Raw genomic sequence first — 26,792 nt, 5'->3', positions numbered from 1 at the left:
GGCAGGGTGCGGATTACGGTGCTCAGCGGGGCGGGAATTTCGGCGGAGAGTGGCGTGCCGACTTTCCGCGACGACAAGAACGGGCTGTGGGCTCGGTTCGACCCCTACGAGCTGGCCAGCATCGACGGCTGGCTGCAAAATCCCGACCGGGTCTGGGGCTGGTATCTGTGGCGGCATTACCTGGCGAGCTGCGTCGAACCTAACGCCGGGCATCGCGCCATAGCCGGCTGGCAAGACCACGCCGAGGTCACCGTCGTCACACAGAACGTCGACAACTTGCACGAGCGCGCCGGCAGTTCACCTGTTCACCATGTGCACGGAAGCATCTTTGAATTTCGTTGTGCGAGCTGCGCTTTGCCGTACACGGGTAAATTGCTGGAAATGTCGGAACCAGCACTTGAAATGGAACCGCCGACCTGCGGCTGTGGCGGCCTGATCCGGCCGGACGTGGTGTGGTTCGGCGAGCCGCTGCCCGAAGAGCCTTGGCAGCGCGCGGTCGAGGCCACGCAGGCAGCCGACGTGCTGGTCGTGGTGGGCACCTCGGCGATCGTCTACCCGGCGGCGAGCCTGCCCGAGCTCGCGCTGGCGCGCGGCGCGACCGTCGTCGAGGTCAATCCCGAGCCGACACCGCTGTCGGGCAGCGCGACGATCTCGCTTCGCGAAACGGCTAGTCAGGCGCTGCCGGGATTGCTGCAGCGGCTGCCTGCCCTGCTGACGTAGACCCACACGTCGCGGCTCATCCGCACGCCGCCGCTTCGGTGCCGGGCCGCAGCCTGGGCGCCGCGAGAATCGCCGCTGCCGGCGTTATGCCGGCGAGCCCTGCGACCGGTCAGCTACCATCAGCCGGTCAAGCAGTTGCTGAGGCGCGGTATCCGGGCCGACGATCCCAGCCACTAGGTGCCCCCAGAACACCGCGCCCAGCACCCGGTCCGCGAACGCCTCCGCATCACCGAATGGCAGGTGCGGCTTGGCGATCAGCAACGCCGCCACCCCGTGCGCGGCGCTCCACAGTTGCAGGGCCACCGTCGTCGGATCACCCGGCGGGTAGATGTTCTCGTCCATCAAAGTCTGCACGGTGTCACGGATGTGCTGAAACGCCGAGCTGTCCAGCGTCGCGTCGACATCGCTGCCCGACCGCCACTCCCCCATGGTGGCGATCCGATACAACTCCGGAGTCTCGAGGGCGAACCGGACGTAGGCAAGCCCCTGGGCGCGCAACACCTCCACCGCCGACGGTTCGCCGGCGGCGACCCGTTGCATTTCCTGATCGAGTTTGGCCAGGTAACGCGCGCAGACCGCGTCCAGCAAGGCGTCTTTGTCCTCGAAATGCAGGTAGATCGACGGCGGGGTGACGCCGACGCGCTGGGCGACCGCCCGGATTGACACCTCCTTGGCGTGCCCGGTTTCCAACAGCAATTCGGTTGCAGCATCTAGGATTTCGTCGCGTAGGCGATCGCCTGAGCCCCGCGGCGCACGCGATCGGCGCAGACTTTTCATCGGCACGTTAACCACTGTCCCTCACCGATGCGCGAAAACGTTGCCCATTCCCGTTCGTGTCGGCCGCCGCGACGTCGGCGCGGCGATGCCGCCCCGCTCGCAAAGCGGCTGGCGGCGTCTGTTTCGCGGCCGCGGATTCGCTGATGCCGAACCGGTCGTGGAACCATTGCAGCGGTGTGGGCGCCCACCAGTTCCACCGGCCCACAATGTGCATGAACGCCGGAACCAGCACCATCCGCACCAAGGTGGCGTCCACCAGCACGGCGAGCATCAGTCCGACCCCGAACATGCGCATAAACGACACCTGGGCAGCGATCAACCCTGCGAACGATATCGACATCACCAGCGCCGCCGCCGTGATCACCCGGCCGGTGCGCGCCACCCCGAGCGCCACGCTCTCGTCGTTGCCCGCCCGGCTGCGATCGGACCGCAGCCAGTACTCGCGGATCCGTGAAACCAAAAACACCTCGTAGTCCATCGACAGGCCGAACGCCACACAGAACATCAACAACGGCATGTTGACCTCCAGCGTGCCGCTGGGCGTCGTCCCGAGCGCTCCCAGGTGGCCGTCCTGGAAAATCCAGGCCAGCGCCCCGAACGTCGCGGTCAGCGACAACACGTTGAGCACCAGCGCCTTGAGCGGTAACACCACGCTGCCGGTGAGCAGAAACAGCAGCACGAAACTGATGACGGCGATCAAACCCAACACCAGCGGCAGTCGGGTCACCAGGGCGTTGACACTGTCATAGTTGATCTGCGCCAGCCCGGCCAGCTGCACGGGCCGACCGGCGGCCCGGCCACGGCGTGCAGCCGGTCCAGCTGGGTGTTCGAGGCTTGTGAGAACAGAGGCGCGGTGCTGGCGACCGTCAAAAACGCGCTGCCATCAGCGAATCCGGCGGCCGCGGCGGGCGGTCCGACGCGCTTGCCGGCAACGAACGTTCCGGTCGGGGCGGTGACCGCCGACACATCCGGCACCCGTGACAGATCGGCGGCGTAGCGTTCGACATCACCGGGGCGCAGGCCTTGAGCGTCTGGGATCACGACGGGCACGGAGGTCGCCGAGTCGTCGGCGAAATCGTTGCGTAACTGGTCACCGACTTGGTGCGCCGAGGCCGACCGCGGCAGCACCCGATCGTCGGGAAACCCCCACTTCACACCGAGAAACGGCGTCCCGGCCAGCACGAGCAGCGCGACCACCGCCACACCGATCGGCACCGCGCGGCGCATCACGAATTTCGTTGAGCGATACCAGAACAGCTGCTCCACCGGTTTGCGGGCCGGATCGGCCCGGCGCAGCACCCGACGCATCAGCCGGCGCACGTCCAGCGCATCCAGGCGCGGCCCTAACAGCACGATCGCAGCCGGGGTCACCACGATCGCCGCCACCGCCACGAATGCCACGGTGGCGATGCCGGCGTAGGCGAACGACTTCAGGAAGTACATCGGGAACACCACCATCACCGCCATCGACAACGCGACGGTGGTCGCCGAAAACAGCACGGTGCGCCCGGCCGTGGCCATGGTGCGGATCAAGGCCTGGTCCGGCGGCGCACCGTCGCCCAGCTCGTCGCGGTAGCGGCTGATGATCAGCAGGGTGTAGTCGATCGCCAGCGCCAGGCCCATCGCAGTGCTCAGGTTCAGCGCGTACGTCGACACGTCGGTGGTAACCGAAATCAGTCGCAGCACCGACATCGATCCGACAATGGCCAATCCGCCCAGCATCACCGGCAGCGCTGCCGCCAGCAGCCCACCGAAGACCCACACCAGCACAACGAAGCTCAGCGGGATGGCAATCGATTCCATCAGCAGCAGGTCACGCTCGTTCTGCTGGTTGATCTGGGCGTAGACCATCGCCACGCCGCCGACGCGGATGGTCACGCCGTCTCGACCGGGAATTCCGCGCACCACCTGGTCAGCCAGCGCCTTGGCGTACTTTTGCGCGTTGTTCTCCCCACCCTTGAGGTTCGCGACGATCAATCCCGACTTGCCGTCTTTGGTGACCAGCCCAGCCGCGGCCGGCGGTGGCGACGTCCACGCCGAGGACACGTTGAACACGTATGGCGAGCCCTGCAGCTCGCCCACGATGTCGGTGCCGATGCGGCGGGCTTGCGGGCTATCCGCTCCGGCGGGTGCGCTTACCACGATGAGCAGCTTTTGGTCGCTCTGCCCAAACTTGTCGGTCAACAGCCGGATGGCCTGTGCCGATTCCGACGTCGGATCCTGGAACCCGCCGGCCGACAGCGTTTTGGTGACCGGGAGGCCGAAGATCGCGGCGGCAACCAAGGTCAGGGCAGCGACGCCGATGATTCGCCGTGGCGCGGCGAGGGCGAATCGGGCGAGTCCCTCTAACACGTCGGGTCCTTCCACCGCCGACATCGGTCGGGGTTTTCGGCCCTCGACATCGTCGCGCCGCCCGCCATCCGATATCCGCGGTAACTTATCAGCGATAAGTCAAGGGTGTCAACGGCACCCGTCAGCCACCGCTCGTCTTGACACGAATGGACCGCCCAACCAGTTCAGCGGCCAAGCCGTGTCGACCCTACCCGGCGGTAAGATTGCCAACGTTTTCCGAACCGTGACTCACCGATTCCTTAATGGTGACCAATACGCTCGAGGCATGTGGATCGACGACTCGAGTGCCGACGTCATCAAAGCTGACTTCGAGGCTCTCTACCACGGCGACATGTTGGTAGAGGGTGAGACCTCCGAGCAGCTCGACGACTGGCAGCCGCTGCCCACCGCGAGCTGAGCCGCCCTCGCCGGACGCGCCCGGGCAAGGGCCGCGTCCACGATCTAGTCGTTTCCGCTTCCAGTCGTTCCCGCGTTATCGCGGCGCCATGCGGATGGCGCCGTCCAGGCGGATGACCTCGCCGTTGAGCATCGGATTCTCGACGATGTGCACGGCCAGTGCGCCATACTCCTCCGGCCTGCCCAGCCGGCTGGGGTGCGGCACCTGCTTGCCGAGCGATTCTTTGGCCGGCTCGGGCAGACCGGCCAGCAGCGGGGTATCGAAGAGCCCGGGCGCGATGGTGACCACCCGGATGGCCTTGCTGGCCAGATCGCGGGCGATCGGCAGCGTCATGCCGACCACGCCGCCCTTCGACGCCGAGTAGGCGGCCTGACCGATCTGGCCGTCGAACGCCGCCACCGACGCGGTATTGATGATCACACCGCGCTCCTCGCCGACCGGCTCGGTTTTCGCGATCCGTTCAGCGCCCAGTCGGAGCACGTTGAACGTGCCAATCAGGTTGACGTCCACGACCTTTCGGAACGCGTCGAGCGGGAAGACGCCATCCTTGCCCAGCACCCGAATCGCGTTGCCGGTGCCGGCGCAGTTGACCACGATGCGCAGTGGCCCCAGGGACTCAGCGATGTCGAGCGCCGACGTCACCGCTTTCTCGTCGGTGACGTCGGCCGGGGCGAATCGCGCGCGCTCCCCGAGCTCACGCACGACTTCCTCACCTCTGAGGTCCAGCACCACCACCTGTGCGCCGAGGTCAAGGAAGCATTTGGTGGTGGCCAGTCCCAGTCCCGACGCACCACCGGTGACCAGTGCTACGGCGTCTTTGATCTCCACACGGTTCCTTTCTTGTGGCCGGTCACGCGCTTTCGGTCTACCAATCGGTCGCGGACTATACCCAGTCGGCCAGTACCGCTTCGGTGTCAGACCCCGGCGGGCCCGCTGGCCGGGGCTGGTCTGGCACCGTCCGGGAAAACCGCGGCGCAGGCGCCGGCTGCAGCCCGCCGTCCGCCTGGTAGAAGGTGCGACGGGCGGTGATGTGCGGCTCGGTCTCGACTTCGCCGAACGACAGCACCGGCGTCACACAGGCGTCGGAATCGGCAAACACCGTGGCCCAGTGGTCGCGATCTTTGGAGCCGATCACCTCGGCGATCCGGGTCCGCAGTTCCGGCCAACGGCTGCGGTCGTTCTGCCCGGGTAAGTCGGCGTCGTCCAAGCCCAGGCCCTTGAGCAGTTCGGCGTAGAACTGCGGCTCGATCGCGCCCACCGCGACATAGCGGCCGTCGGCGCATTCGTAGGTGTCGTAGTAGGGCGCGCCGCCGTCGAGCATGTTGGTACCGCGCTCGTCGGACCACATGCCCATCGCCCGCATCGCCCACATCATCTGGATCAGCACCGACGACCCGTCGATCATCGCGGCGTCGATGACCTGACCCTTGCCGGAAGCCTGCCGCTCCCACAGCGCCGCCAGAATGCCGACCAGCAAGAACATCGACCCGCCACCAAAGTCGCCGACCAGATTCAGCGGCGGCACCGGTCGCTGCCCCGCCCGGCCGATCGCATGCAGCACACCGTTGAGCGAGATGTAGTTTATGTCATGACCGGCCTGCTGGCTGCGGGGGCCCGTCTGACCCCAGCCCGTCATCCGGGCATAAATCAGTCGATCGTTGACCCGCGCGCAGTCATCGGGGCCCAGGCCCAGCCGCTCGGTGACACCCGGGCGATAACCCTCGATCAGCACGTCGGCCTTCGCGACCAGCCGCAGCACCAACTCGCGGCCCTCATCGGACTTGAGGTCGGCGGTGACGAAGCGGCGGTTACGCAGCATCGCGTCGCGGACCGGCCCGCTGGCCGCGGTGGGCCGTTCAACGCGCACGACGTCAGCCCCCAGGTCACCAAGAATCATCGCAGCATGCGGGCCCGGCCCGATGCCGGCCAGCTCGATCACCCGCAGACCCGTTAGCGGTCCAGCCATCTCGCGACCTCCTTCTACCCAGTGGCATCTTCGCAGCCGCCCCCGATGGCCGCGCATCCCGGTCATCTCAAGTCACCTAAGGTGATGGCCATGACCGCCATCAACTCTGGGATCGACGAGCTAACACCAGTCGCAGGCCTGTCCGTCACACTCGCCGACGGGGTGCTGTCGGTGATTATCGATCGCCCCGACAGCCTCAATTCGCTGACCACGCCGGTGCTGGCCGGGATCGCCGACGCGATGGAGCGCGCGGCCACTGATTCGCGAGTCAAGGTGGTCCGCCTGGGCGGAGCGGGCCGCGGCTTTTGTTCCGGTGCCGGGATGAGCGCCGAAGACGTGTCAGGCAGCGGCGGTCCGGGCACCGAGATCATCGAGGAAGCCAACCGCGCGGTGCGGGCGATCACGGCGCTGCCACGACCGGTGGTGGCCGTCGTACAGGGTCCCGCCGCCGGAGTCGGGGTATCACTGGCTCTCGCATGTGATCTCGTACTAGCTTCGGACGCAGCGTTTTTCATGCTCGCATTTACCAAAGTCGGCCTGATGCCGGACGGCGGTGCGTCGGCGCTGGTCGCCGCGTCGATCGGCCGGACCCAGGCCATGCGGATGGCGCTGCTCGCCGAGCGATTACCGGCCGCCGACGCGCTGGCGGCCGGTCTGGTCAGCGCCGTCTACCCCGCCGACCAGTTCGACGCCGAGGTCGACAAAGTAGTCTGCACGCTCCTGTCCGGGCCCGCGGTCGCATTCGCCAAGACCAAAGACGCCATCAACGCAGCCACCCTCACCGAACTCGACGCCGCGCTCGACCGAGAATTGCGGGGGCAGACAGTACTGCTGAAATCACCCGACTTCATCGAGGGCGCAACAGCTTTCCAGCAGCGTCGCACACCGACCTTCACCGACAGCGTCTAAAACCCGAACAGCGGCGGCAGTGCCAGCAGCACGACCAGACTCCACACGAAGTGGGTCAGTATCGGCGCCAGCACCCCGCCCGTCGCGCGGCGCTCCCAGGCGCACACCGTGCCCAACACGACCGCGGCGAAGCCGAGCATCAGATTCTGGCTGGCCAGGGTGACGGCGACGTACAAGAAGGTCGAAACAAGGGTCGGATGGCGGCGGCCCAGCGCGGTGTAGAGCGCGCCGCGGTAAAACAGCTCCTCGGCGATCGCCCCTAGCAACGCGATGGACAGGGTCAACCGCCAGGAACCCTGGTCGGCGAATTGCAGCACTCGAGTGATCAACTCCGACACTGCCGGAATTTCGCGAGCGATTACCCCGCCCGCTACGAACACGCCCCCCAGCAACAGGCCAACGGTCGCGCCGCTGATCACCGGGCGCTGATTGCGGCCCCGCCAGCAAATGCCACCCAGATGCAGCGGGCCGGAGGCGAAGGCCCCGATCACCCACAGCGCCGCCAATGCCGCGGTCAGCCAGTAAAAGCTTGCCTCGCCCGGATGGCGACTCATCGACAGGCCGAGCATCACCGCGCCGAGCACCAAAACCACCGCGACCACGACGCGCCGACGGCGCACCACCGAAGGCGGTTCATGGTGTGGCACAGCGACATTGGTGATGGCGCGACGGATTTCGTCCAGCGCGCTGCTGGCGGGTCGGGTGTTCAGGTCGGTCATGCGGAGCGCACCTTCGGCGTGAGAGTGATCAATAGGTCGAGGCCGGTTCGCAGCGCACCCGCCAGCGGCCCCGGGACGGTGTTCACCAACCCCAGCGTCGGATGCGCAATGCGCGGTGTCACCGCGCGCGCCACCTGCCGGAGGCGCAGAGCGTCGCCACCAGCCCACACCGGGTCGCTGTCGGCGAGGTGGTGCGGATCAACCAATGCGTTGACAGGCCGCGGCGGCGGACTGGACAACGCCAGCCCGATCGCGGCGTCGACGGCCAGCAAGCCGCCGGGCGGGTCGGGAACCCGATCGCGCAGCCCGGTACCGGCGGCAAGCATCGGGTGGGCCAGCGACTCCACCAGATCCGCGGCTAGCCCGTCGGGAACCGGCAGCGCCACCGCGGTCAATCGCGACGCCACCGCGGTGTCGACACCCCAGACCGGCAGGCCCGTGTGCCATTTTCCGGCGATGCGTGCATACGTCTTGAGCAATTCACGGTAGGACGTGGTGTCGGGACCGCAGATGTCATAGGCGCCGGCCGCTACTTGTTCAGAACCGGCCGCAGCGACCAGGTAGTAGAGCACGTCGCGGATCGAAATCGGGTCAATCGGGTTATCCATCCAGGCCGGCATCGGCATTATCGGGAACCGGTCGCCGACGTAGCGCAGCATCTCGAACGACGTCGACCCGGCACCGAGGATCATCGCGGCTCCCAGCCATACCAATTCGGGGCCCCCCTCCACGGTCAGCGCATCGGCCACCTCGGCGCGGCTGGCCAGATGCTCGGAGAGATCGTCGCCGTCGGGTACGAAGCCGCCCAGATAGACGATGCGACGCACACCCGCTTCCCTGGCCGCGGTCGCGACGTTGGCGGCCGCGGCTTGGTCAACCTCCCGGAATCCGGGTTCGCCGATCGCGTGCACCAGGTAATACACGACGTCGACGGGCCCGCACTCGGCGAACGCGTGACGAGCCGATGCGGGATCGGATGCGTCAAGCACCACCGGCGCGACGTCGTCAACCCACCCCAGCCGACGAAGACGAGCCGGATTTCGGGTGGCGGCGACCACTTCGTGGCCTTCAGCAAGGAGCGCAGTAACAAGACGTGACCCGATGTAGCCAGTGGCACCGGTCACCAGAATCCGCACACCGTCCAACCTAGCGACGACGGCCGGTGGCGGTGGCGGATTCCGTTCGGCCCGGCCGGCGGTGGACAAAACGCCCTCGGATTGAACTGGCCGCGACGCGCGCCCGTCACTCCTATATGGACACCTCCTACCTCGATACCATGACGGGATGGGTTCGGTGACTCCTCGCCGGCAATCACCGAGAGCCAACATGCCGGCAAGTCCTTCGCTCGCAGCGGTTACCGTCGACTTCCCGCCACACCGGCACAGCCAAGACGAGATCGTCGCGACACTAGCGGGTTTCGCCGGCCCGGAGTTTTACCGATTCACCACCAGCAGCGGGGTTCAGGCCCGCCACCACGCATTGCCACTGTCGCGGTACGCCCAGCTGAGCGGATTTACCGAGGCGAATGACGCGTTCATCGAGATCGCGCTCGAGCTCGGTGAGCGCACGTTGCTGTCGGCCTTCGATGCCGCCAAGGTCAAACCGGTCGACATCGACATCATCTTTTCGACCACGGTTACCGGACTCGCGGTGCCGACGTTAGAGGCGCGGCTGGCCACGCGAATCGGCTTGCGACCCGACGTCAAACGGGTGCCGCTGTTCGGTCTGGGTTGTGTCGCCGGTGCCACCGGAATCGCGCGCATGAACGACTACCTGCGGGCGTTCCCCGATCATGTCGCCGCACTGCTAGCCATCGAACTGTGCACGCTGACCATTCAGCGCCAGGACCGTTCGGTAGCGAACTTGGTCGCGTCCAGCCTGTTCGGCGACGGCGCTGCGGCGGTGGTCGCGACCGGAGCCGAACGAAAGCAGGTCGGGCCCCGAGTCTTAGCCACGCGCAGCCGGATCTATCCGGAGACCGAAGACGTCATGGGCTGGCGCATCGGCAGTGACGGATTCCAGATCGTGTTGTCGGTGGAAGTCGCGACCGTCACCGAGAAGTACCTCGCCGAAGATGTCCGCAACTTCCTCGCCGACCACGGGCTCACCATCGCGGACGTATCGACCTGGGTGTGCCACCCGGGTGGGCCACGGGTGATCGAGGCGGTCGAAAACGTGTTGGACCTTCCCCCGAACGCGCTGGACCATACCCGCAAGTCGTTGCGCGACAACGGCAATCTCTCGTCAGTGTCGGTGCTGGACGTGCTTCGCGCAACCATGGCCGATCCGCCACCGCCAGGTTCTATCGGGCTGATGATCGCGATGGGGCCAGCGTTCTGCTCGGAACTCGTCCTGCTCGGCTGGTAGGCCTGGGCCGTGTACTACCTGCTGATCCTGTTGGTCGGCATCGAACGCCTGGTGGAGCTGACCGTATCCAAGCGCAACGCGCGGTGGGCTTTTGCTCACGGTGGAAAAGAGTTCGGCCACAACCACTATCCGGCGATGGTCACCCTGCACAGTGCGCTGCTGCTCGGCTGCGTCGTCGAGGTTTGGTTGCTGCATCGCCCCTTTATCGGGTGGCTAGGCTGGCCGGCGCTCGGCGTGGTCGGGCTGAGCCAGGCCCTTCGCTGGTGGTGCGTCACAACGCTGGGCCGGCGCTGGAACACCCTGGTGATCGTTGTGCCGCAAGCCCCACTGGTCCGACGCGGTCCGTATCGCTGGCTTCGCCACCCCAACTACGTGGCCGTGGTGGCTGAAGGTCTGGCGTTGCCGCTGGTGCACACCGCGTGGTTGACCGCGTCCGCATTCACACTGGCCAACGCCGTGTTGCTCAGGGTACGTATCCGGGTCGAGAACGCGGCGCTGGGCTACACATGACGTATGACGCTGATCTGCTGGTGGTCGGCGGCGGCCCGGCCGGCCTCGCCACAGCGTTACACGCGCGCGCCCAAGGGCTTTCGGTTATCGTCGCAGAGCCGCGAGAAAGCCCGATCGACAAAGCATGCGGCGAGGGCCTGATGCCCGGCGGCCTGGCCGCGCTGACGGCGCTGGGCGTCGACCCGGCTGGCCTGCCGTTCCGCGGGATCGCCTACGTCACCGAGCAGCGCCGTGCAGAGGCGTTGTTCCGCAGCGGATCAGGCCGCGGCGTGCGGCGCACCACCTTACATGCCGCGTTGGCGGCGCGCGCCAAAGAACAAGACGCCGAATGGATCCGGACACGTGTCACCGCCGTCGAGCAAGATGCATGCGGGGTCGCCGCTGGTGGTGTCCGCGCTAAATGGCTAGTAGGAGCCGACGGACTGCATTCGCCGATCCGACGGGCCGCGGGAATCACCGCAGTGGCCGGAACGCCACGGCGCTACGGCGTACGCTGGCACTTTCGCGTGCCGGTCTGGTCGGAGCTCGTCGAGGTGCATTGGTCACCCTGGGGTGAAGCGTATGTGACACCGGTCGAACCGGACCTGGTCGGTGTGGCAGTCCTGTCCCGGCATCGACCCGACCTGGCGTGGTTCCCTTGGCTGGCAAGCCTTTTGCGCGGCGCGCAGCCTGGGCCAGCCCGCGGCTGCGGGCCCCTGCGTCAAGTGGTGTCCCGCCGCGTCGCCGGACGAGTGTTGTTGGTGGGAGATGCAGCCGGATACGAGGACGCATTGACCGGGGAGGGCATCAGCCTGGCCGTCAGGCAAGCGGCGGCCGCCGTGACCGCCATCGTCAATGACGACCCGTGGTCGTATGAGAGGGCATGGCGGCGGATTACCCGCAACTACCGGCTGCTGACCCGCGGGCTGGTGCTGGCCAGTGCGCCCCGCCCGGCCCGGCGCGCCATCGTGCCTGCGTGCGCGCTGCTACCCGGCGTTTTCGGTCGGGTAGTGAATGCCCTCGCGCAGTGAAATGAACTGCGTCAGCGCGCCTTCCAGACCGGTTGGCGTTTCTCGGCAAACGCCAGAGGCCCTTCCTTGGCGTCCTCGGACTTCAATAGTGCACGGAACTCGCGCTGAGTGCGGGCCCAGCACGGCTCCTCGTCGGGGATGACGCCGTCATCGGCCCCGTAGGCGATCCGCTTGCTGGCCTGCACCGACAGCGGCGCGTTGACGGTGACCCGCTCGGCCAGCGCCAAGGCGGCTTCTAGCACTGTGCCGTCGGGAACGACCTGGTTGATCAGACCCCACTTGAGCGCCTCGGCGGCGCTGATCGGCTCACCGGTCAGCAGCATCTCCAGTGCGACCTTGCGGGGCAGCTGGTGCACGATGCGGAACACGCCACCGGCGCCGGCGATCAGTCCGACCTTGACCTCCGGCAGACCGAACTTCGCCCGTTCCTCCGCGACGACGAGATCGCTGGCCAGCGCCAACTCAGTGCCGCCGCCCAACGCGGTGCCGTTGACCGCGGCGATCGTCGGCTTGTCGATGAAGTGACGCACGTAACCGGCGAATGCCCACTCCGGATGATCAGGGTGATAGAGGTTTTCCCGCCGCGAGATCGCCTTGAGATCGGCTCCGGCACAAAATGATTTGTCGCCGGCGCCGGTGATCACCACCGCCCTGATCTCAGGATCGTGTTGTGCCTGTTCGAGGGCGTCGCCGACGGCGGTGCCGACCGCGGCGTTGACGGCGTTGCGGGCCTCGGGACGGTTGATCGTGATGACCATGACGTTGCCGTGTCGCTCGACGAGCGCGGCGACGCTCACAGCAACTCCACGATGGTGGCGTTGGCCTGTCCGCCGCCCTCGCACATCGTTTGCAGGCCGTAGCGAATTCCCTTGTCTCGCATGTGGTAGAGCAGCGTGGTCATGATACGTGCCCCCGAGCCACCGAGCGGATGGCCCAGCGCGATAGCGCCGCCGTTGGGGTTGAGTTTCTTCTCGTCGGCGCCGATGTCGCGCAGCCAGGCCAGCGGCACGGGCGCGAACGCCTCGTTGACCTCGTAGGTCCCGATGTCGTCCAGGCTCAGGCCGGATTTCTTCAGGGCCTTCTGGGTGGCCGGGATCGGCGCGGTGAGCATGATCACCGGGTTGGCGCCGGCCAGCGTCGCAGTGTGTACTTTGGCGATCGGCTTGAGCCCCAACGCCTTCGCCTTCTCCGCCGACATGAACAACACCGCCGCGGCCCCATCGGAGATCTGGCTGGAGTTGCCGGCGTGGATCACACCGTCTTCTTTGAAGGCCGGCTTGAGCTCGGCCATCTTTTCGATCGTCGTTCCTCGGCGGATGCCCTCGTCCTTGAGCACCACGTTGCCGTCCGGGTCCTTGATCGCGACGATCTGGTCATCAAACGCACCGGAATCCTGTGCGGCAGCAGCTTTCTCGTGAGAGCCGAGGGAGAACTCGTCGAGCATGGTGCGGTCGAATCCCCACTGCTCGGCGATCATCTCGGCGCCGATGCCCTGGTTGGGGATCGCGCCGTTGTAGCGGCTCAGGAAAGCGTCGGGGAACGGCCTGCCGCCGTTGGCCAATGACGAGCCCATCGGCACCCTCGACATCGACTCCACACCGCCGGCCACGACGACGTCGTAGTGACCGGCGACCACGCCCGCGGCCGCGAAGTGGATCGACTGCTGGCTGGATCCACACTGGCGGTCGACGGTGACACCGGGCACGGTTTCCGGCCAGCCCGCCGTCAGCAACGCAGTGCGGGCGATGTCGAGCGCCTGCTCCCCGGCCTGCATCACGCACCCCCAGATCACGTCGTCGACGATCTCGGGATCGATCCCCGCCCGCTCGACCAGCCCGTTGAGCACCTGCGCGGACAGCTCGGCGGGATGCACGCCGGATAGCCCACCGTTGCGCTTGCCGATCGGTGAGCGCACTGCCTCGACGATGACGGCTTCAGCCATGACCTATCTCCTTCACATGAGGTTGTGCCTCGATTGTTGACCAACCCGTTGGGCGGTTCACCGCGGGGGTACGGCGGCGGCGCCTGCCCCGCGACGGCGACGTCCCCGGTGCCGAAGCGCTGGCGACCGGCTAGTACCCTCGATTACGCAGCTGGTTTGCCGGCAATGTCGGCATCGAGCGAGGCAGCTTGATTCTGCCTCGCGAGAGGGAACCCGGTGAGAATCCGGGACTGTCCCGCAGCGGTATGCAGGAACGACCGCCGTCATCAGCACTGGTCGCCCGACTGGGAAGCGACGGCCATTAGGAGCACCGCCGGTGCGCGCCTGCGAGTCCGAAAACCTGCCGGTTGTGCCGGATGCGCCGCGTCCGGCGGCTCATCGCCTCGTGGAATGGGCGCCTGGCCGTAACGGTTGCAGTGCATGCGCCGCGACCTGATCGGCTGCGCGTCCGCGGGCGGTGACCACCCCGTCGCGAGTGAAGGACGAACAGTGACCGCTCAACCGTTTACCGCCACCATCACCGGCGCACCCCGCATCGGCCCGCGCCGCGAACTCAAACGCGCCACCGAAGGATATTGGGCCGGACGGACCAGCCGAGCCGAGCTGGAGTCCGTCGCGGCGACGCTGCGCCGCGACACCTGGTCGCAATTGGCGGCGGCGGGCCTGGATTCGGTGCCGGTCAACACCTTCTCCTACTACGACCAGATGCTCGACACCGCGGTCATGGTCGGTGCGCTGCCCGCACGGGTGCAGACGGTGCACGACGACCTGGACCGTTACTTCGCCGCCGCGCGCGGGACCGAGGACATCGCGCCGCTGGAGATGACGAAGTGGTTCGACACCAACTACCACTACCTTGTTCCCGAGATTTCGCCCGGCACCCGGTTCAGGCTGAACCCGGCCAAGGTGGTTGCCGAGCTGAAAGAAGCTTTGCAGCAAGGTATTCCGGCGCGTCCGGTGATCGTCGGTCCGATCACCTTCCTGCTGCTGAGCAAAGCGGTGGACGGCGGGGGCGCACCGATCGGGCGCATCGACGAGCTGGTCCCGGTGTATTCCGAGCTGCTGTCGCAACTGGCCGACGTCGGCGCGGCCTGGGTACAGTTCGACGAGCCCGTCCTGGTGACCGACATCAGCGCCGACGCGCCGGCGCTGGCCGAGCGGGTGTATAGCGCGCTGGGTTCGGTGGCCAAACGCCCGGCAATCCATGTCGCCACCTACTTCGGGGATCCAGGCGATGCCCTGGCTGCGTTGGCCCGCACACCGGTCGAGGCGATCGGCGTCGACTTGGTCGCCGGTGCGGGCACTGCCGTCGCCTCGGTGCCGGAGTTGGCCGGCAAGGTCCTGGTGGCCGGGATCGTCGACGGCCGCAACGTGTGGCGCACCGACCTGGAAGCCGCGCTGAGCAGGCTGGCCACTCTGCTGGGTTCGGTTGGCACGCTGGCGGTCTCGACGTCGTGCTCGACGCTGCACGTGCCCTACACGCTGGCCGCTGAAACCGGGTTGGACGACAACCTGCGCAGCTGGTTGGCCTTCGGCGCCGAGAAAGTGCACGAAGTGGTTACGCTGGCGCGGGCCTTGCGGGACGGACGCGATGCGGTGGCCGACGAGATCGCGGCCTCCAATGCGGCGGTAGCGTCGCGCCGTTCGGATCCGCGGCTGCGCAACGAGCAGATCCGGGCCCGCATCGACTCGATCCTGGCTTCTGGCGCCAAACGTGGCAATGCCGCCGAGCGCCGCGAAATGCAGAAAGCGCGGCTACACCTGCCGCCGCTGCCGACGACCACGATCGGCTCCTTCCCGCAGACCCCGGCGATCCGTAAGGCGCGTGCCGCTTTCCGTTCGGGCGAGATCGACGAGGCGGAGTACGTGCGGCGGATGAAGGCCGAGATCGCCGACGTGATCGCGCTGCAGGAGCGGCTGGGCCTCGACGTCTTGGTCCACGGCGAACCCGAACGCAACGACATGGTGCAGTACTTCGCCGAGCAGCTAGACGGTTTCGCCGCCACCGACAACGGCTGGGTGCAGTCCTACGGCACCCGCTGTGTGCGCCCGCCGATTCTCTACGGGGACGTGTCAAGGCCGCATCCGATGACGGTCGAGTGGATCACCTACGCGCAGTCGCTGACCGACAAGCCGGTCAAGGGCATGTTGACCGGGCCGGTGACGATCTTGGCGTGGTCGTTTGTGCGCGACGACCAGCCGCTGGCCGACACCGCCTACCAGATCGCGCTGGCGATCCGCGACGAGACCGTCGATCTGCAATCGGCCGGTATCGCGATCATCCAGGTCGACGAACCGGCGCTGCGAGAGCTGCTACCGCTGCGCCGCGCCGAGCAAGATTCCTACCTGCAATGGGCGGTAGGCGCGTTCCGGTTGGCCACCTCCGGGGTCTCCGACTCAACGCATATCCAAACCCATCTGTGTTATTCGGAGTTTGGTGAAATCATCGGCGCTATCAGCGAATTGGACGCCGATGCCACGCTGATCGAGGCGGCTCGCTCGCACATGGAGGTGCTCGACGACCTGAATGCTGCCGGCTTTGCCAACAGCGTGGGACCGGGCGTCTACGATATCCATTCCCCGCGGGTGCCCGGCACCGAGGAGATCGCCAATTCGCTGCGTGCGGCGTTGAGAGCTGTTCCCGCTGAGCGTCTTTGGGTCAATCCGGACTGTGGGCTGAAGACCCGCACCGTCGAGGAGGTCACGGCGTCGCTGCAGAACATGGTCGCGGCAGCGGCCAAGGTGCGCGCAGAAGTCGCCTAGCCGGAATAGTTCGCCGAATGTGAAACTGTTGCGGTAAAAGACGCCTCAGACTCAAGGGGTCGCTGCAACAGTTTCACGCTCGGCGCGAGTCCAGCCCTTGATGCTCGTACACGTGCACCGGCACGGTGTCGTCCCACGGTTGCCGGGTGACCATGTCAGCCACCTGCACATAGCCGCGCTCGAATTCGCCTGTCGCTGCGTCGACTAACCGGTACTCCTGGGTTTGCCGGTGGATGGGTTGCGCGTCGAGCAGCACGACGCGCACCTCACCGGGCTCGAAGTGGCAGCGCTCCTGCATCGCGGTGATCAGTTGTTCGTTGTGCATGTGGCCGTCGCCGAAATTCCAGCCGATGGCAGTGGAGCAGATTCGTTCGCCGTCGGTGATGACGTAGTCGTCCTCGTTCTGCCCGGCCATAGCCCGGTGCGCCAGCGTGAACAAGGCTCGGCCGTGGGTATTCATCGCGCGGAAGGCGTATCCGAGATACATCGGGATCTGCGCGCGGTCCTTGCCGTAGAAGCGTTCCAGCTGGGCCGCCGGCATGCTCGCGATGGCCACCAGCCCGCGACTGATCTTCTCGTCCGCCGACGGTTTGACGCACCACAGCGTGGTATCCCAGTTGCCCGCGTAATAGCGCATGCCGGGCAAGAACGAGATCTTGCGCGGGAACAGGTTGCCGGCAATCACGATGCCGGCCAAGACGGCGAACAAGATCGCCACCGGCACAGGATGTTTCAGGTCAGCTAGCCCCAGATCGGCATAGGCAACGAAGAGTGCTCCGATCCCGTAAATCATGAAGACATTCCACTCCAGGGGCACTCCCATCGGAATCGCGGTCAGGATCGCCAAGTGAAAGCACACCATCACGGCGGCGGCCACCGCGGTCAACCAGCCGCCGTGCGCGAAGAACAACACCACCGGCACACACATCTCCACAGTGGTGCCGCCATGGGCGACGATCCGCGACAGGCGACCGGGTCGCAGGTCGTCGGGGAAACTTTCGAAAAAGGCCCGTTTCATCGACTTTGCCCGAATCAGCGGATTGTTCGACATCATCGTCGAAATCACGAACGGGAAGTGGTGGTTGAGCTTGGAGGTGGCCGCGCCCATCCAGATCACGACGAACACCACTTTGGAAGCCACGATCATGTCCACTGCGGGGAACAAGAACGTCACCGCCAGCGACGCATAGACCTCGCCCCGTGCGGCCAAGAAAATCACCTTGTCGCGCAGCCCGAGCACGGTGAGCAGCCCGAGGATGACCCAGACCTGCCACACCGGGAGCAGCCCGATGTCGGTGTGCAGCGCTGGAACCGGGCCGGTGCCGTCGGAAAACAAGGACAGAAGCAACATCGTCAGCAGGGCCGCATACAACGCGACGTCGACCGGGGTTCGGGCGGTGCCCTTGGTCAACGGGATTCGATCCGGCCAGGGCGGCAGCCGGATCGTGTCTGGGCGCAGCCAGTACAAGATCGAGCCCATCGGCGGGAAGAACCGGTTGTTCAGCGGCCCGAAGCCGCACCCCAGCCCGACCACCTCAAACAGCATGGTGTAGAGCACGACCTTCTCGAAAACGATCGGCTCCGACCACCATGAGCCGACGGTCGTGATCCCAGCGAGCCCTCCCAGTCCCGCCGTGGTCACGGCGAACAGCCCGCCGCCCAGAATGTAGAGACCAATTTTGACGACGTAGAACAGATGCAGCGCGACCGGCGTCCCGAAGCCCACCTCGGCCCAGTGCCTGGCCATCGGCCGGATCTTCTCGCTGCGCGTGCCTTTGCTCCACTCGGTCATGTCGATCTGCGGCAGCTCAGGTTTGAAGAATCCCATGCGGCACAGATTAGAACGTGTTCTAGATGTGTGAGTGCCGGTTTGCGTTGCCGGCCGGTCGAACGCATCGACTACTACGTAACGTAGTCACACCTTCACGTTGTTGGCAGGTGACGCCGCGAGGTGAAGGATGGGCATGTGTCAGGCATCCTGTTCTTTGACGGCGCCTGTGGAATGTGTACGCGGTCGGCGAACCTCGCGCTGAAACTCAATCGAACCGGCAATGTGCAGATCGAGCCGCTGCAAAGCCCATCAGCTGCGGAGCGGCTGAACATCCCGCAGTCACAGCTACTCGATTCGGTGCGGTGGCTGGACTCTTCGGGAGTGGTCTACTCCGGTGCTGAGGCCGTCAACGCAGCACTGTCGGCCGCGATCGGCACCAAGTTGCCGCTGGTGGTATACCGGATTGCGGGCGTGCGGTTTATCCAGGACGCGGTCTATCGGTGGGTGGCCGCGCATCGCTACCGGTTTCCCGGGACCACGCCGTACTGCGAGTCACATCCGGCCGCCTGCTGACCGACGCCGTCAGCGATGAGCCGCCTGTCTGGAGTGGCAATGAAATTAGTGCAGGAAACCCCATTTCGGTTCCGGATCGACCCATCCGGGGGCATGCGGGTGCCCGGCGTGATCTTCGCGTCGCGGTCGCTGCTGCCCGAGACCAATCGCGAGCCCTTGCTGCGGCAGGTGGCAAACGTGGCGACTCTGCCCGGCATCGTCGAAGCTTCCTACGCGATGCCCGACATCCATTTGGGCTACGGCTTCCCGATCGGCGGGGTGGCGGCGACCGACGTGCGCGCCGGCGGGGTGATCTCTCCCGGCGGCGTGGGATTCGACATCTCCTGCGGGGTGCGAATGCTGTCGGCCGACCTCGAGAGAGGCGAGTTCGCCAAAGTCGGCAAATTAGTCATGGACCGGTTGAGCAAACGGATTCCGCGTGGTGCAGGGCCGGGCGCCGTGCGCGCACCGGTAAGCGACGAGGAGTTGGACCAGGTGCTGCGCGGCGGTTCCCGGTATGTGGTCGAGCACGGCGACGGGTCCCAGCTCGACTTGGACCGCTGTGAGGATGGCGGCGTGTTCGAGGAGGCCGACCCCGCGGCGGTCAGCGAACGCGCGCGGGCGCGGGGACGCCACCAATTGGGCAGCCTGGGTTCGGGGAATCACTTCCTGGAAGTCCAGCATGTCGCCGAGGTGCTCGACGAGCCGGTCGCCAAGGCTTTCGGGCTGCGCGCCGGCCAGGTCTGCGTGATGATCCACTGCGGTTCGCGGGGACTTGGGCACCAAATCTGCACCGACGAGGTGCATGCCATGGACCACGCCATGCAGCGTCATGGCGTGCGTGTGCCCGACCGGCAATTAGCCTGCGTCCCTGTCGATTCCGGTGAAGGCCGCCGCTACCTGGGAGCGATGTACGCGGCAGCGAATTACGCCCGCGCCAACCGGCAGATCCTCGGCCGGGCCGCGTCCGAGGTGTTCTTGTCGGTCACCGGTACCGGGCTTGAACTGGTCTACGACATCTCCCACAACCTCGCGCGGATCGAGCGGCACGACGTCGCCGGCGACCTGGTCGACCTTTGTGTGCACCGCAAGGGAGCCACCAGGGCACTGCCTCCCGGACACCCGGAGTTGCCAACGGATTTGGCCGACGTCGGGCAGCCTGTGCTGATTCCCGGCTCGATGGGAACATCGTCATATGTGTTGGCCGGGGTCGCTGGTGGCGGTGCGTTTCACTCCACCTGCCACGGTGCCGGTCGACAGCTCAGCCGCCACCAAGCAGCCCGCTCGGTATCCCAGAAGGTGCTGCGCGACCAGCTGGAGCGGCAGCAGGGGATTCTGGTCAGGGGCGCGTCGCGGCGGGGTCTGGTGGAAGAAGCTCCCGCGGCCTACAAGGACGTCTCCGAGGTCGTCGCCGTCGCAGAACAAGCAGGCCTGTGTCGCACGGTGGCCCGACTCGAACCGCTGGGCGTGGTGAAGGGTTGACCGCAGCCGACCGCGGGCACCGCACGCTACCCCATCCGGCCGATATCGTCGTCGAGGCCTGGGGGCCAAGCCGCGAAATATGCCTGGCCGAGGCGGTCATGGGGCTTGCGGGCAGTTTCGTCGACTTCTCTCGAGCGTCACCGTTGCGCACCGTCACGTCCGAAGTGCCTGCTACCACCGACGATGATCGCTTGGTGGCGGCGCTCGACGAGCTGATTTACCTGCTAGACACCGAAGGCGTTGTGCCGCTCAGCGCCGAGGTCAACATCGACTCGGACACGATGCGGCTGACCATGCCCGTGGCATCGCTGAGCGATGTCAGGCTGATCGGTGCGGTACCGAAGGCCGTCGCGTTGTCTGGACTCGAGTTCAACCATAGCGGCAACGAATGGCGTTGCCGCGCAACGATCGATGTGTAGACGGATTTCCCTACCTGGGCGGACGCGTTGTCGTCGACGAGAACACCGGTAGCAGCCTGGCCTATCCACCGGATGTTTGATGGTCCCGACGACGCCCGTGACCATCTCAACCAACAAGTTCATATGGCCGCGTGCGGCGTCGGGGACTCAGTTGGGGGATCACCGACCGGTGATGCAGGTGTAACTTCGACAGTTGACTCCACCGAAAGTTAAGGCACGTCATGCACGGTCAAGCCCCAGCTCCGCATCGATGCGACCTTGCCCAGCTGGCGCCGGGCCAGCAGGCAACCGTGGTGGGCTTGGCGCCGCAGGCCGATCCCGCGGTGGGACGTCGACTCCACCAACTGGGCTTCCGGCCAACCGCCCGCGTCGACGTGATCCGCCGGGCACCGCTAGGTGATCCCACCATCTACCGGGTCCACAACACCGAACTGTGCATCCGCCGCCGCGAGGCGCGACTGATCGAAGTCGTCCCGGAGGCACCCTGATGACGTCGTGCCACACCGAGAGCAGCGCCGCGATCCAGGTCGAAGATCTTCGGCGGGTGGTGCTGGTGGGCAGTCCGAACGCCGGCAAGACCAGCGTCTTCAACCACCTGACAGGGCTGCGCGCGAAAATCGGCAACTACCCCGGCGTCACCGTCGGACGCAGCGTGGGCACCACCAAAGTGGATGGTGCCGCGATCGCCGTGGAGGACCTGCCCGGCACCTACAGCCTCGACCCCATCAGCACGGACGAGCAGGTGGTCGCCGACGTCCTCGCCGGTGAACTCGACGACATCGGCAGACCCGATGCGATCCTGCTGGTGGCCGACGCCACCACACTGCGTCGTTCGATCACACTTGTCGCCGAGGTTTTGCGCCTCGATCTGCCGTGCCTGCTGGTACTCACCATGATCGACGAATTGACGTCACGGGGCGGCCGGATCGATATCGACGCGCTCTCCACGGCGCTTGGCATTCCTGTCATCGCAGTCGTCGCACACCGCGGCACAGGCATCGCGGCCCTGCGCGCACAGCTAGGGTCGTTCGACCAGTGGCAACGGCCCCCGCTGCTGCCTCCATCCGATCCCGACACCGTCGACTCCTGGGGCAAGTCCGTGCTTGGCGCTTCGAACTACGTTGCGCCGCAACCGGATCACCGCACCAACCGGATCGACCGGTTGCTGCTGCACCCGTTGTGGGGCACGGTGGTGTTTTTCGCGGTGATGTTTGCTTTCTTCCAAGTGGTCTTCACGATCGGCGCACCATTGCGGGATGGGATAGCCGATGGACTGAACTGGCTGGGCACCCAGCTCACCGAGCACATGGGCAATTCGATGGTGGGTAGCCTGCTGGGCCACGGAGTCATCGGTGGCGTAGGCACCGTCCTGCAGTTCCTCCCCCAGATTGTGTTGCTGTTCTTGCTGATTGCGCTGCTGGAAAATATCGGCTACATGGCACGGGCGGCATTTGTGATGGACCGGGTGATGGCCACCACCGGCCTGGAAGGCCGCGCTTTCGTGGCGATGCTGTCGTCGTTCGCCTGCGCCATCCCCGGGATCATGGCGACCCGGACGTTGCCGTCGTCGCGCGACCGGATCGCCACCATTTTGAGCGCACCGCTGATGACCTGCTCTGCGCGCCTGCCGGTGTACACCTTGCTGGTCGGCCTGCTGGTCGCCCCCCAAACGCGTTGGTGGGGGCTCAGCGCCCAGGGCATCACGATGTTCTTGCTGTATCTCGGCGGAGGCACTTCAGCGCTGGTCGCGGCCTGGCTGTTCAAGTCGACAATCCTGCGCAGCGATCTGCTGCCGTTCACTATGGAGCTTCCGCCGTATCGGTTCCCTCCCCTAAAAGCTGTGTTGGTCGCGGTCTGGAGTGCGGCAAACGCGTTCTTGCGCAAGGCCGGAACCATCATCTTGACCGTGTCACTGGTGCTGTGGGCGCTGCTCAACCTGCCGGCGCGCGAAGCGGAGACCGCGACCATGTCCCGCACCGACGCGACCGCATATGTGATGAGCCACAGCTATGCCGCCGATGTCGGCAAGGGGATCGAGCCCGTGTTCAAACCGCTCGGCTTCGACTGGCACATCGATGTCGCCCTGGTCGGTGCCCTGTCGGCGCGCGAGGTGTTCGTCTCCACGCTCGGCCAGGTGTCAGCGGCGACCGACCCCGCCAACCCAGGGCAAGCGCTGGCAACGATGACCGACGATCGGGGCCACACGGTGTTCACCGCACCGACAGTCATCGCATTGCTGGTGTATTTCATGTTCGCATTGCAGTGCATGTCGACGGTGGCCGTGATGCGCCGAGAAACCAACTCGTGGCGGTGGCCCGCCCTGGCTTTCGGTTACATGTTCGCGCTCGCGTGGGTAATGGCTTTCGCCGCCAGGTCAATTGCGGTAGGTGTCGGGGCATGATTCCGATCCATGCCATCGCGACCTCGAACCCCCGGCAACTGTGCTGGGTGGTGCCACCTGGCAGTCTTGCAGCTGAAGGCAGCGTCCGGCATGCGCCCGGTCGGCTTGGGGCATTGCTTGACCGCGGCGTGATCGACGAATTGGTGGTGCGCGACAGCAATGTGTTCGTCACACTCGGCCCTGGCTCCAGTTGGCGCGAGCTGGGCGACGACATCCGTGACGCGCTGAGCGCGGCACTGCGCGAGCCCGCGGGTTGGCAGGTGGACGCCTCATCCGGCGAGCTGGCCGAGGTCACCGCCGAGCTGCTCGCTGGCCCGATCGGTGTGCTGGCCGAATCTCACGGCGGATCAATCGAATTGGTGTCGGTCAGTGGCGATCATGTGACGGTCCGGATGTCCGGTGCATGCGCGGGGTGCCCGGCGTCCAGCTCGACGATCTACGGAAAGCTCCAGTCCGAATTGCGCCGACGGGTCGGCGAGCAGGTCACTGTTTCCTCCGACAACGAGTCTCCCTCATTGTCGTTCGGCAAGAAGCTGCTGTCCTTGCTGATCCACTGAGGGGTCGTGTCAACGGGGCAGCCCGCCGCGTCGCTGAAACCGACGTGGCAATTGTGATGGTTCGCAGGGGTCCGCGACGCGCGGTGCCGCCCTACTGCGCCTGTTTGACAGGGGGCCGGTAGAAGATCAGCAGCTGGCCGATGGCGCCGGCCAGACCGAGCAGCGTCGACAACAGCAGCCCATTCCAGCCGTCGAGCCAGTTGTGCCCGAAAATCAGCCAGTCCAGGCTGAGTCGTCCCGGGCCCAGCGTGGCCACCGCGACAGCGCTGACCGCGAGCACCAGGTTGTACTCCCAGCCCTCTTTGACGATGAAGAAGCCGTTGGGCCGGTGCACGGTCCAGGCTGCGACCAGCATCAGCGAGACGAAGCCCGCCGCCGGGATCGGCGTGAGCAGTCCGACCGCCAAGCCCAGTCCAGCGGATACCTCCGTGGTGGCGGCCACCGCGGCGTGGAAGGTGCCGGGTTTCATACCGATGCTTTCGAACCAGCGCGCGGTTCCCGGTATCCGGCCGCCACCGAAGAATTTGTTGAAACCGTGGGCGGCGAGGGTCAGGCCCAGCACCAGCCTCAGGATCAGTAATCCGACGTCGTAGGCAGTCATAATGCCAAGTTAGATCATCCGACGGGCCCGGTGCGTTTTACCCCTTACGCAGCGCCGGCGGAGTGCGCCGCTGGCTCGGCTCCTCGACCCGTACGCACTACTGTGGATTCATCTGGCCGCTGCGCCGCGGATTCGGCCCTAACTTCGGATTCGGGCTGCTGCGCGGACAGCCCTGATCGCGCCTTCGCGCGGGGACGCCAGTTAGCGTGTGGGAACATAGCGGGTAGTCGGACGTTTGCTGAAAGAGCGTCAAGGCCCGCCGGAACGCGCCGAGCGACGAGGGGTGTGGACGATGAATCGTGGCGTGCCTGAGGGCGGCGCCTGCGACAATGCATCGGTCGAGTGGGCGGGGACCTCGGTGTCGGCACCGCGGTCATCGATCGCCGTGGTGCTAGACGGCAATGCTGGGCTGCCGCGGGAAGTGCTGGGCAACAAGGGGTACGGCATCGATATGATGCGCCGGCACGGTTTGCCGGTACCGCCCGCGTTTTGCCTCACCACCGAGGTTGGCGCCCAGTACCTCGCCGACCCCGAGGCCACGATCAAGGCGATCTGGAACGACGTGCTCGACCGGGTCCGCTGGCTGGAAGCCCAGACGTCACGAACGTTCGGGCGGGGACCGTGTCCGCTGCTGGTCAGCGTGCGGTCCAGTGCGGCGCGCTCGATGCCCGGGATGATGGACACGGTGCTGGATCTGGGCATCGACGACGTTGTCGAGCAGGCGCTGGCCACGCTGGGCACGGCGGCTTTCGCCCGCGACACCCGGCAACGATTTAGCCGGCTGTATCAACGCATCGCCGCTATGGGTGAGAGCGGCTCAACGCGATCCCTGGTGCCCGCCGACCCGTATACGCAGCTGCGGACGGCGATCGAGGCTGTGTTCGCTTCGTGGAACTCGCCGCGCGCGATCGCCTACCGCGCGCACCACGGCATCGACGACAACGGTGGCACCGCGGTCGTCGTGCAGTCGATGGTGTTCGGCAACATGGGGTTCAATTCAGGTGCGGGAGTGGTCTTTTCGCGTAACCCGATAACAGGTGCCGATGAACGGTTCGGCGAATGGGTACCCGGCGGGCAAGGAGACGACGTGGTGTCGGGCACGGTCGACGTCGAACCCATCGCCGCCCTAGGTCACGAGCAACCATCGGTCTACGACGAGCTGCTGGGCGCCTCCCGCACACTCGAACGGCTCGCTGCCGACGTCCAAGAGATCGAGTTCACCGTCGAAGAGGGCAAGCTGTGGCTGCTGCAGACCCGGGCCGCCGAACGATCGGCACAGGCGGCGGTGCGACTGGCACTGCAACTGCGCCGCGAAGGACTGATCGACGATGCCGAGGTGCTGCACAGGGTAAGCCCTGCTCAAGTCGAGACGCTGCTGCTGCCGTCGCTGCAGCCGGAAATCCGGCTGGCCGCACCACTTTTGGCGCGCGGATTGCCAGCCAGCCCCGGAGTGGCATCAGGCCGTGCCTACACGGATATCGATGAGGCCATGGACGCCGCCGACGCAGGTGAGGACGTCGTTCTGGTGCGCAACCACACCAGCCCCGATGACGTCCACGGCATGCTGGCCGCGCGCGGCATCGTCACCGAAGTCGGCGGCGCCTCCAGCCACGCCGCGGTGGTCAGCCGCGAACTCGGCAAGGTGGCCGTGGTGGGCTGTGGCCGCGGAGTCGCCGAATCGCTGGCCGGGAAACTGGTGACCGTCGACGGCAGCGAAGGCGAAGTGCGCGAAGGTATTTTGGAGCTGTCCGCCTGGTCGGAGGACGACACCCCGGAGCTGCATGAGTTGGCCGACATCACTCGCCGTGTCGCGCCGCTGCGTGCGCATGCCGACGGTGATTACCCCACGCTGACCGACAATTCCGAAGCAGCGGTGCGCAGCGCCCTAACCGAGGGGCATACCGACGTGGTATCGCCAACACCGGTGATCACCATGCTGACGGCGCTGCGGCTGGCCGAAACACGATGAGTGAGTTGACGGTGTTGCAAGCGGTGCGGCTGAAAGGCCAGGTGACTGCCACGGACTTGGCCGTGACGTTGGGTGCTGATCCGGCAGAGGTTGCCGATACCGTCGAGCGGTTGGCCGCAGCGGGTCTGGTGGAGGGCGACAAGGTATTGAAGCTGAGCCGCGACGGCCGCACCCGGCTCGGCGAACTGCTGGCCGAGGAACGCAAGAATATCGACGAAGCCGCATTATTGGCCGCCTACAACGACTTTCGGGCGGTCAATGCAGATTTCAAAGCAGCGGTCACCGACTGGCAGCTCAAAGACGGCGAAGCGAATACCCATCAAGATGCCGAATATGACGCGGCCGTGCTGGCCCGCATCGCCGACGTACACCAACGGGTGCTGCCGATCATCGCCGCGGCCGCCTCGGAATTGCCCCGGCTCAACGCATATTCCGCGAAGCTGCAAAATGCGCTGGACAAGGTCAAGGCGGGCGATGCAACGTGGCTGACCCGGCCGCTGATCGACTCCTACCACACAGTGTGGTTCGAACTGCATGAGGAGCTGATCGGCGCCGCCGGTCTGACCCGGGAGGCCGAGGCCAAAGCCGGAAACGCTCAATAGCGTTGG

General features: G+C 66.1%; 24 protein-coding genes, 1 pseudogene and 1 riboswitch. Of the genes and pseudogenes, 15 read left to right on the top strand and 10 right to left on the bottom strand.

What is annotated here, in order from left to right; translation table 11 throughout:
* The first annotated feature begins 6 nt into the window (after positions 1-6).
* A complete protein-coding gene (locus MYXE_RS07000) occupies positions 7-720 on the top strand; it encodes an NAD-dependent deacylase (protein WP_003920461.1) in 714 nt (237 codons plus the stop codon).
* Positions 721-804: 84 nt separating this feature from the next.
* Here MYXE_RS07000 and MYXE_RS06995 read toward each other — a convergent pair whose 3' ends face one another.
* Both MYXE_RS06995 and MYXE_RS23940 read right to left on the bottom strand, forming a co-directional pair.
* The gene (locus tag MYXE_RS06995; RefSeq protein WP_085197282.1) at positions 805-1,497 is read right to left on the bottom strand and encodes a TetR/AcrR family transcriptional regulator; all 693 of its coding nucleotides are present in this window, start codon (positions 1,495-1,497) and stop codon (positions 805-807) included.
* A gap of 7 nt (positions 1,498-1,504) precedes the next feature.
* Positions 1,505-3,849: pseudogene (locus MYXE_RS23940) on the bottom strand (MMPL family transporter).
* A 265-nt stretch (positions 3,850-4,114) separates the two neighbouring features.
* On the opposite strand from MYXE_RS23940, the gene MYXE_RS24950 reads away from it, so the two are divergent.
* Positions 4,115-4,246, top strand: coding sequence for a hypothetical protein (locus tag MYXE_RS24950; RefSeq protein WP_003920464.1), 132 nt, complete (start codon positions 4,115-4,117; stop codon positions 4,244-4,246).
* Positions 4,247-4,321: 75 nt separating this feature from the next.
* On the opposite strand, the gene MYXE_RS06985 is transcribed toward MYXE_RS24950, so the two are convergent.
* On the bottom strand, positions 4,322-5,074 hold the full coding sequence (locus MYXE_RS06985) for a 3-hydroxyacyl-CoA dehydrogenase (protein ID WP_003920465.1): 753 nt from the start codon (positions 5,072-5,074) through the stop codon (positions 4,322-4,324).
* A 55-nt stretch (positions 5,075-5,129) separates the two neighbouring features.
* Positions 5,130-6,212, bottom strand: a complete 1,083-nt coding sequence (locus MYXE_RS06980; protein ID WP_003920467.1) for a CaiB/BaiF CoA transferase family protein — start codon at positions 6,210-6,212, stop codon at positions 5,130-5,132.
* 90 nt (positions 6,213-6,302) lie between these two features.
* On the opposite strand from MYXE_RS06980, the gene MYXE_RS06975 reads away from it, so the two are divergent.
* Complete coding sequence (locus tag MYXE_RS06975) at positions 6,303-7,121, top strand: enoyl-CoA hydratase (protein WP_003920469.1); 819 nt, start codon at positions 6,303-6,305, stop codon at positions 7,119-7,121.
* Here the strand turns inward: MYXE_RS06975 and MYXE_RS06970 are convergent.
* The gene (locus MYXE_RS06970) at positions 7,118-7,840 is read right to left on the bottom strand and encodes a CPBP family intramembrane glutamic endopeptidase (protein ID WP_003920470.1); all 723 of its coding nucleotides are present in this window, start codon (positions 7,838-7,840) and stop codon (positions 7,118-7,120) included. The two genes, MYXE_RS06975 and MYXE_RS06970, sit on opposite strands and share 4 nt — an antisense overlap.
* Positions 7,837-8,976, bottom strand: a complete 1,140-nt coding sequence (locus MYXE_RS06965; RefSeq protein WP_085197266.1) for an NAD(P)H-binding protein — start codon at positions 8,974-8,976, stop codon at positions 7,837-7,839. Before MYXE_RS06965 ends, MYXE_RS06970 begins: the two co-directional genes overlap by 4 nt.
* Positions 8,977-9,166: 190 nt before the next feature.
* On the opposite strand from MYXE_RS06965, the gene MYXE_RS06960 reads away from it, so the two are divergent.
* From MYXE_RS06960 to MYXE_RS06950, 3 genes are read left to right on the top strand one after another with little or no spacing between them, the layout of a single operon-like run.
* Positions 9,167-10,207 carry a type III polyketide synthase gene (locus MYXE_RS06960; protein ID WP_003920472.1) on the top strand — a complete coding sequence of 347 codons (1,041 nt, stop codon included), beginning with the start codon at positions 9,167-9,169 and terminating at the stop codon, positions 10,205-10,207.
* A gap of 9 nt (positions 10,208-10,216) precedes the next feature.
* A complete protein-coding gene (locus MYXE_RS06955; protein ID WP_003920473.1) occupies positions 10,217-10,717 on the top strand; it encodes an isoprenylcysteine carboxyl methyltransferase family protein in 501 nt (166 codons plus the stop codon).
* Positions 10,714-11,727, top strand: a complete 1,014-nt coding sequence (locus MYXE_RS06950) for an NAD(P)/FAD-dependent oxidoreductase (protein WP_085197268.1) — start codon at positions 10,714-10,716, stop codon at positions 11,725-11,727. Before MYXE_RS06955 ends, MYXE_RS06950 begins: the two co-directional genes overlap by 4 nt.
* 11 nt (positions 11,728-11,738) lie before the next feature.
* Here the strand turns inward: MYXE_RS06950 and MYXE_RS06945 are convergent, their stop codons facing one another.
* Complete coding sequence (locus MYXE_RS06945) at positions 11,739-12,485, bottom strand: enoyl-CoA hydratase-related protein (protein WP_232061814.1); 747 nt, start codon at positions 12,483-12,485, stop codon at positions 11,739-11,741.
* 35 nt (positions 12,486-12,520) lie between these two features.
* Positions 12,521-13,669 (bottom strand): thiolase family protein, encoded by a 1,149-nt coding sequence (locus tag MYXE_RS06940; protein WP_003920476.1) that lies wholly within the window; start codon positions 13,667-13,669, stop codon positions 12,521-12,523.
* A 152-nt stretch (positions 13,670-13,821) separates the two neighbouring features.
* A riboswitch (cobalamin riboswitch) is annotated at positions 13,822-14,031 on the top strand.
* Between the two features lie 127 nt (positions 14,032-14,158).
* On the opposite strand from MYXE_RS06940, the gene metE reads away from it, so the two are divergent.
* The gene (gene metE / locus MYXE_RS06935; protein WP_039889965.1) at positions 14,159-16,432 is read left to right on the top strand and encodes a 5-methyltetrahydropteroyltriglutamate--homocysteine S-methyltransferase; all 2,274 of its coding nucleotides are present in this window, start codon (positions 14,159-14,161) and stop codon (positions 16,430-16,432) included.
* A gap of 73 nt (positions 16,433-16,505) precedes the next feature.
* Here the strand turns inward: metE and MYXE_RS06930 are convergent, their stop codons facing one another.
* Positions 16,506-18,260: a DUF3556 domain-containing protein gene (locus MYXE_RS06930; protein WP_003920478.1), complete on the bottom strand. Its 1,755-nt coding sequence runs from the start codon at positions 18,258-18,260 to the stop codon at positions 16,506-16,508.
* 138 nt (positions 18,261-18,398) lie between these two features.
* On the opposite strand from MYXE_RS06930, the gene MYXE_RS06925 reads away from it, so the two are divergent.
* The 6 genes from MYXE_RS06925 (at position 18,399) to MYXE_RS06900 (ending at position 23,614) form a co-directional block, all read left to right on the top strand.
* The gene (locus tag MYXE_RS06925; protein WP_039889957.1) at positions 18,399-18,776 is read left to right on the top strand and encodes a thiol-disulfide oxidoreductase DCC family protein; all 378 of its coding nucleotides are present in this window, start codon (positions 18,399-18,401) and stop codon (positions 18,774-18,776) included.
* Positions 18,777-18,815: 39 nt separating this feature from the next.
* A complete protein-coding gene (locus MYXE_RS06920; protein ID WP_085197272.1) occupies positions 18,816-20,237 on the top strand; it encodes an RtcB family protein in 1,422 nt (473 codons plus the stop codon).
* Complete coding sequence (locus MYXE_RS06915) at positions 20,234-20,656, top strand: archease (RefSeq protein ID WP_003920481.1); 423 nt, start codon at positions 20,234-20,236, stop codon at positions 20,654-20,656. The genes MYXE_RS06920 and MYXE_RS06915 overlap by 4 nt, the downstream gene beginning before the upstream one ends.
* A 221-nt stretch (positions 20,657-20,877) precedes the next feature.
* Positions 20,878-21,144, top strand: a complete 267-nt coding sequence (locus MYXE_RS06910; RefSeq protein WP_085197274.1) for a FeoA family protein — start codon at positions 20,878-20,880, stop codon at positions 21,142-21,144.
* Complete coding sequence (feoB, locus tag MYXE_RS06905) at positions 21,144-23,057, top strand: ferrous iron transporter B (protein WP_085197276.1); 1,914 nt, start codon at positions 21,144-21,146, stop codon at positions 23,055-23,057. Before MYXE_RS06910 ends, feoB begins: the two co-directional genes overlap by 1 nt.
* Positions 23,054-23,614, top strand: coding sequence for a NifU family protein (locus tag MYXE_RS06900; RefSeq protein ID WP_085197278.1), 561 nt, complete (start codon positions 23,054-23,056; stop codon positions 23,612-23,614). Before feoB ends, MYXE_RS06900 begins: the two co-directional genes overlap by 4 nt.
* Positions 23,615-23,705: 91 nt before the next feature.
* Here MYXE_RS06900 and MYXE_RS06895 read toward each other — a convergent pair whose 3' ends face one another.
* The gene (locus MYXE_RS06895) at positions 23,706-24,215 is read right to left on the bottom strand and encodes a DoxX family protein (RefSeq protein WP_003920485.1); all 510 of its coding nucleotides are present in this window, start codon (positions 24,213-24,215) and stop codon (positions 23,706-23,708) included.
* Positions 24,216-24,507: 292 nt separating this feature from the next.
* Here MYXE_RS06895 and MYXE_RS06890 point away from each other — a divergent pair, with 292 nt between their 5' ends.
* Positions 24,508-26,184 (top strand): pyruvate, phosphate dikinase, encoded by a 1,677-nt coding sequence (locus MYXE_RS06890; protein WP_232061757.1) that lies wholly within the window; start codon positions 24,508-24,510, stop codon positions 26,182-26,184.
* Complete coding sequence (locus tag MYXE_RS06885) at positions 26,181-26,786, top strand: helix-turn-helix domain-containing protein (RefSeq protein ID WP_003920487.1); 606 nt, start codon at positions 26,181-26,183, stop codon at positions 26,784-26,786. Before MYXE_RS06890 ends, MYXE_RS06885 begins: the two co-directional genes overlap by 4 nt.
* Positions 26,787-26,792: the final 6 nt, after the last annotated feature.

It is taken from the genome of Mycobacterium xenopi (genome assembly GCF_009936235.1).
GTDB lineage: Bacteria > Actinomycetota > Actinomycetes > Mycobacteriales > Mycobacteriaceae > Mycobacterium > Mycobacterium xenopi.
This window is presented reverse-complemented; position numbering and strand designations above follow the sequence as displayed.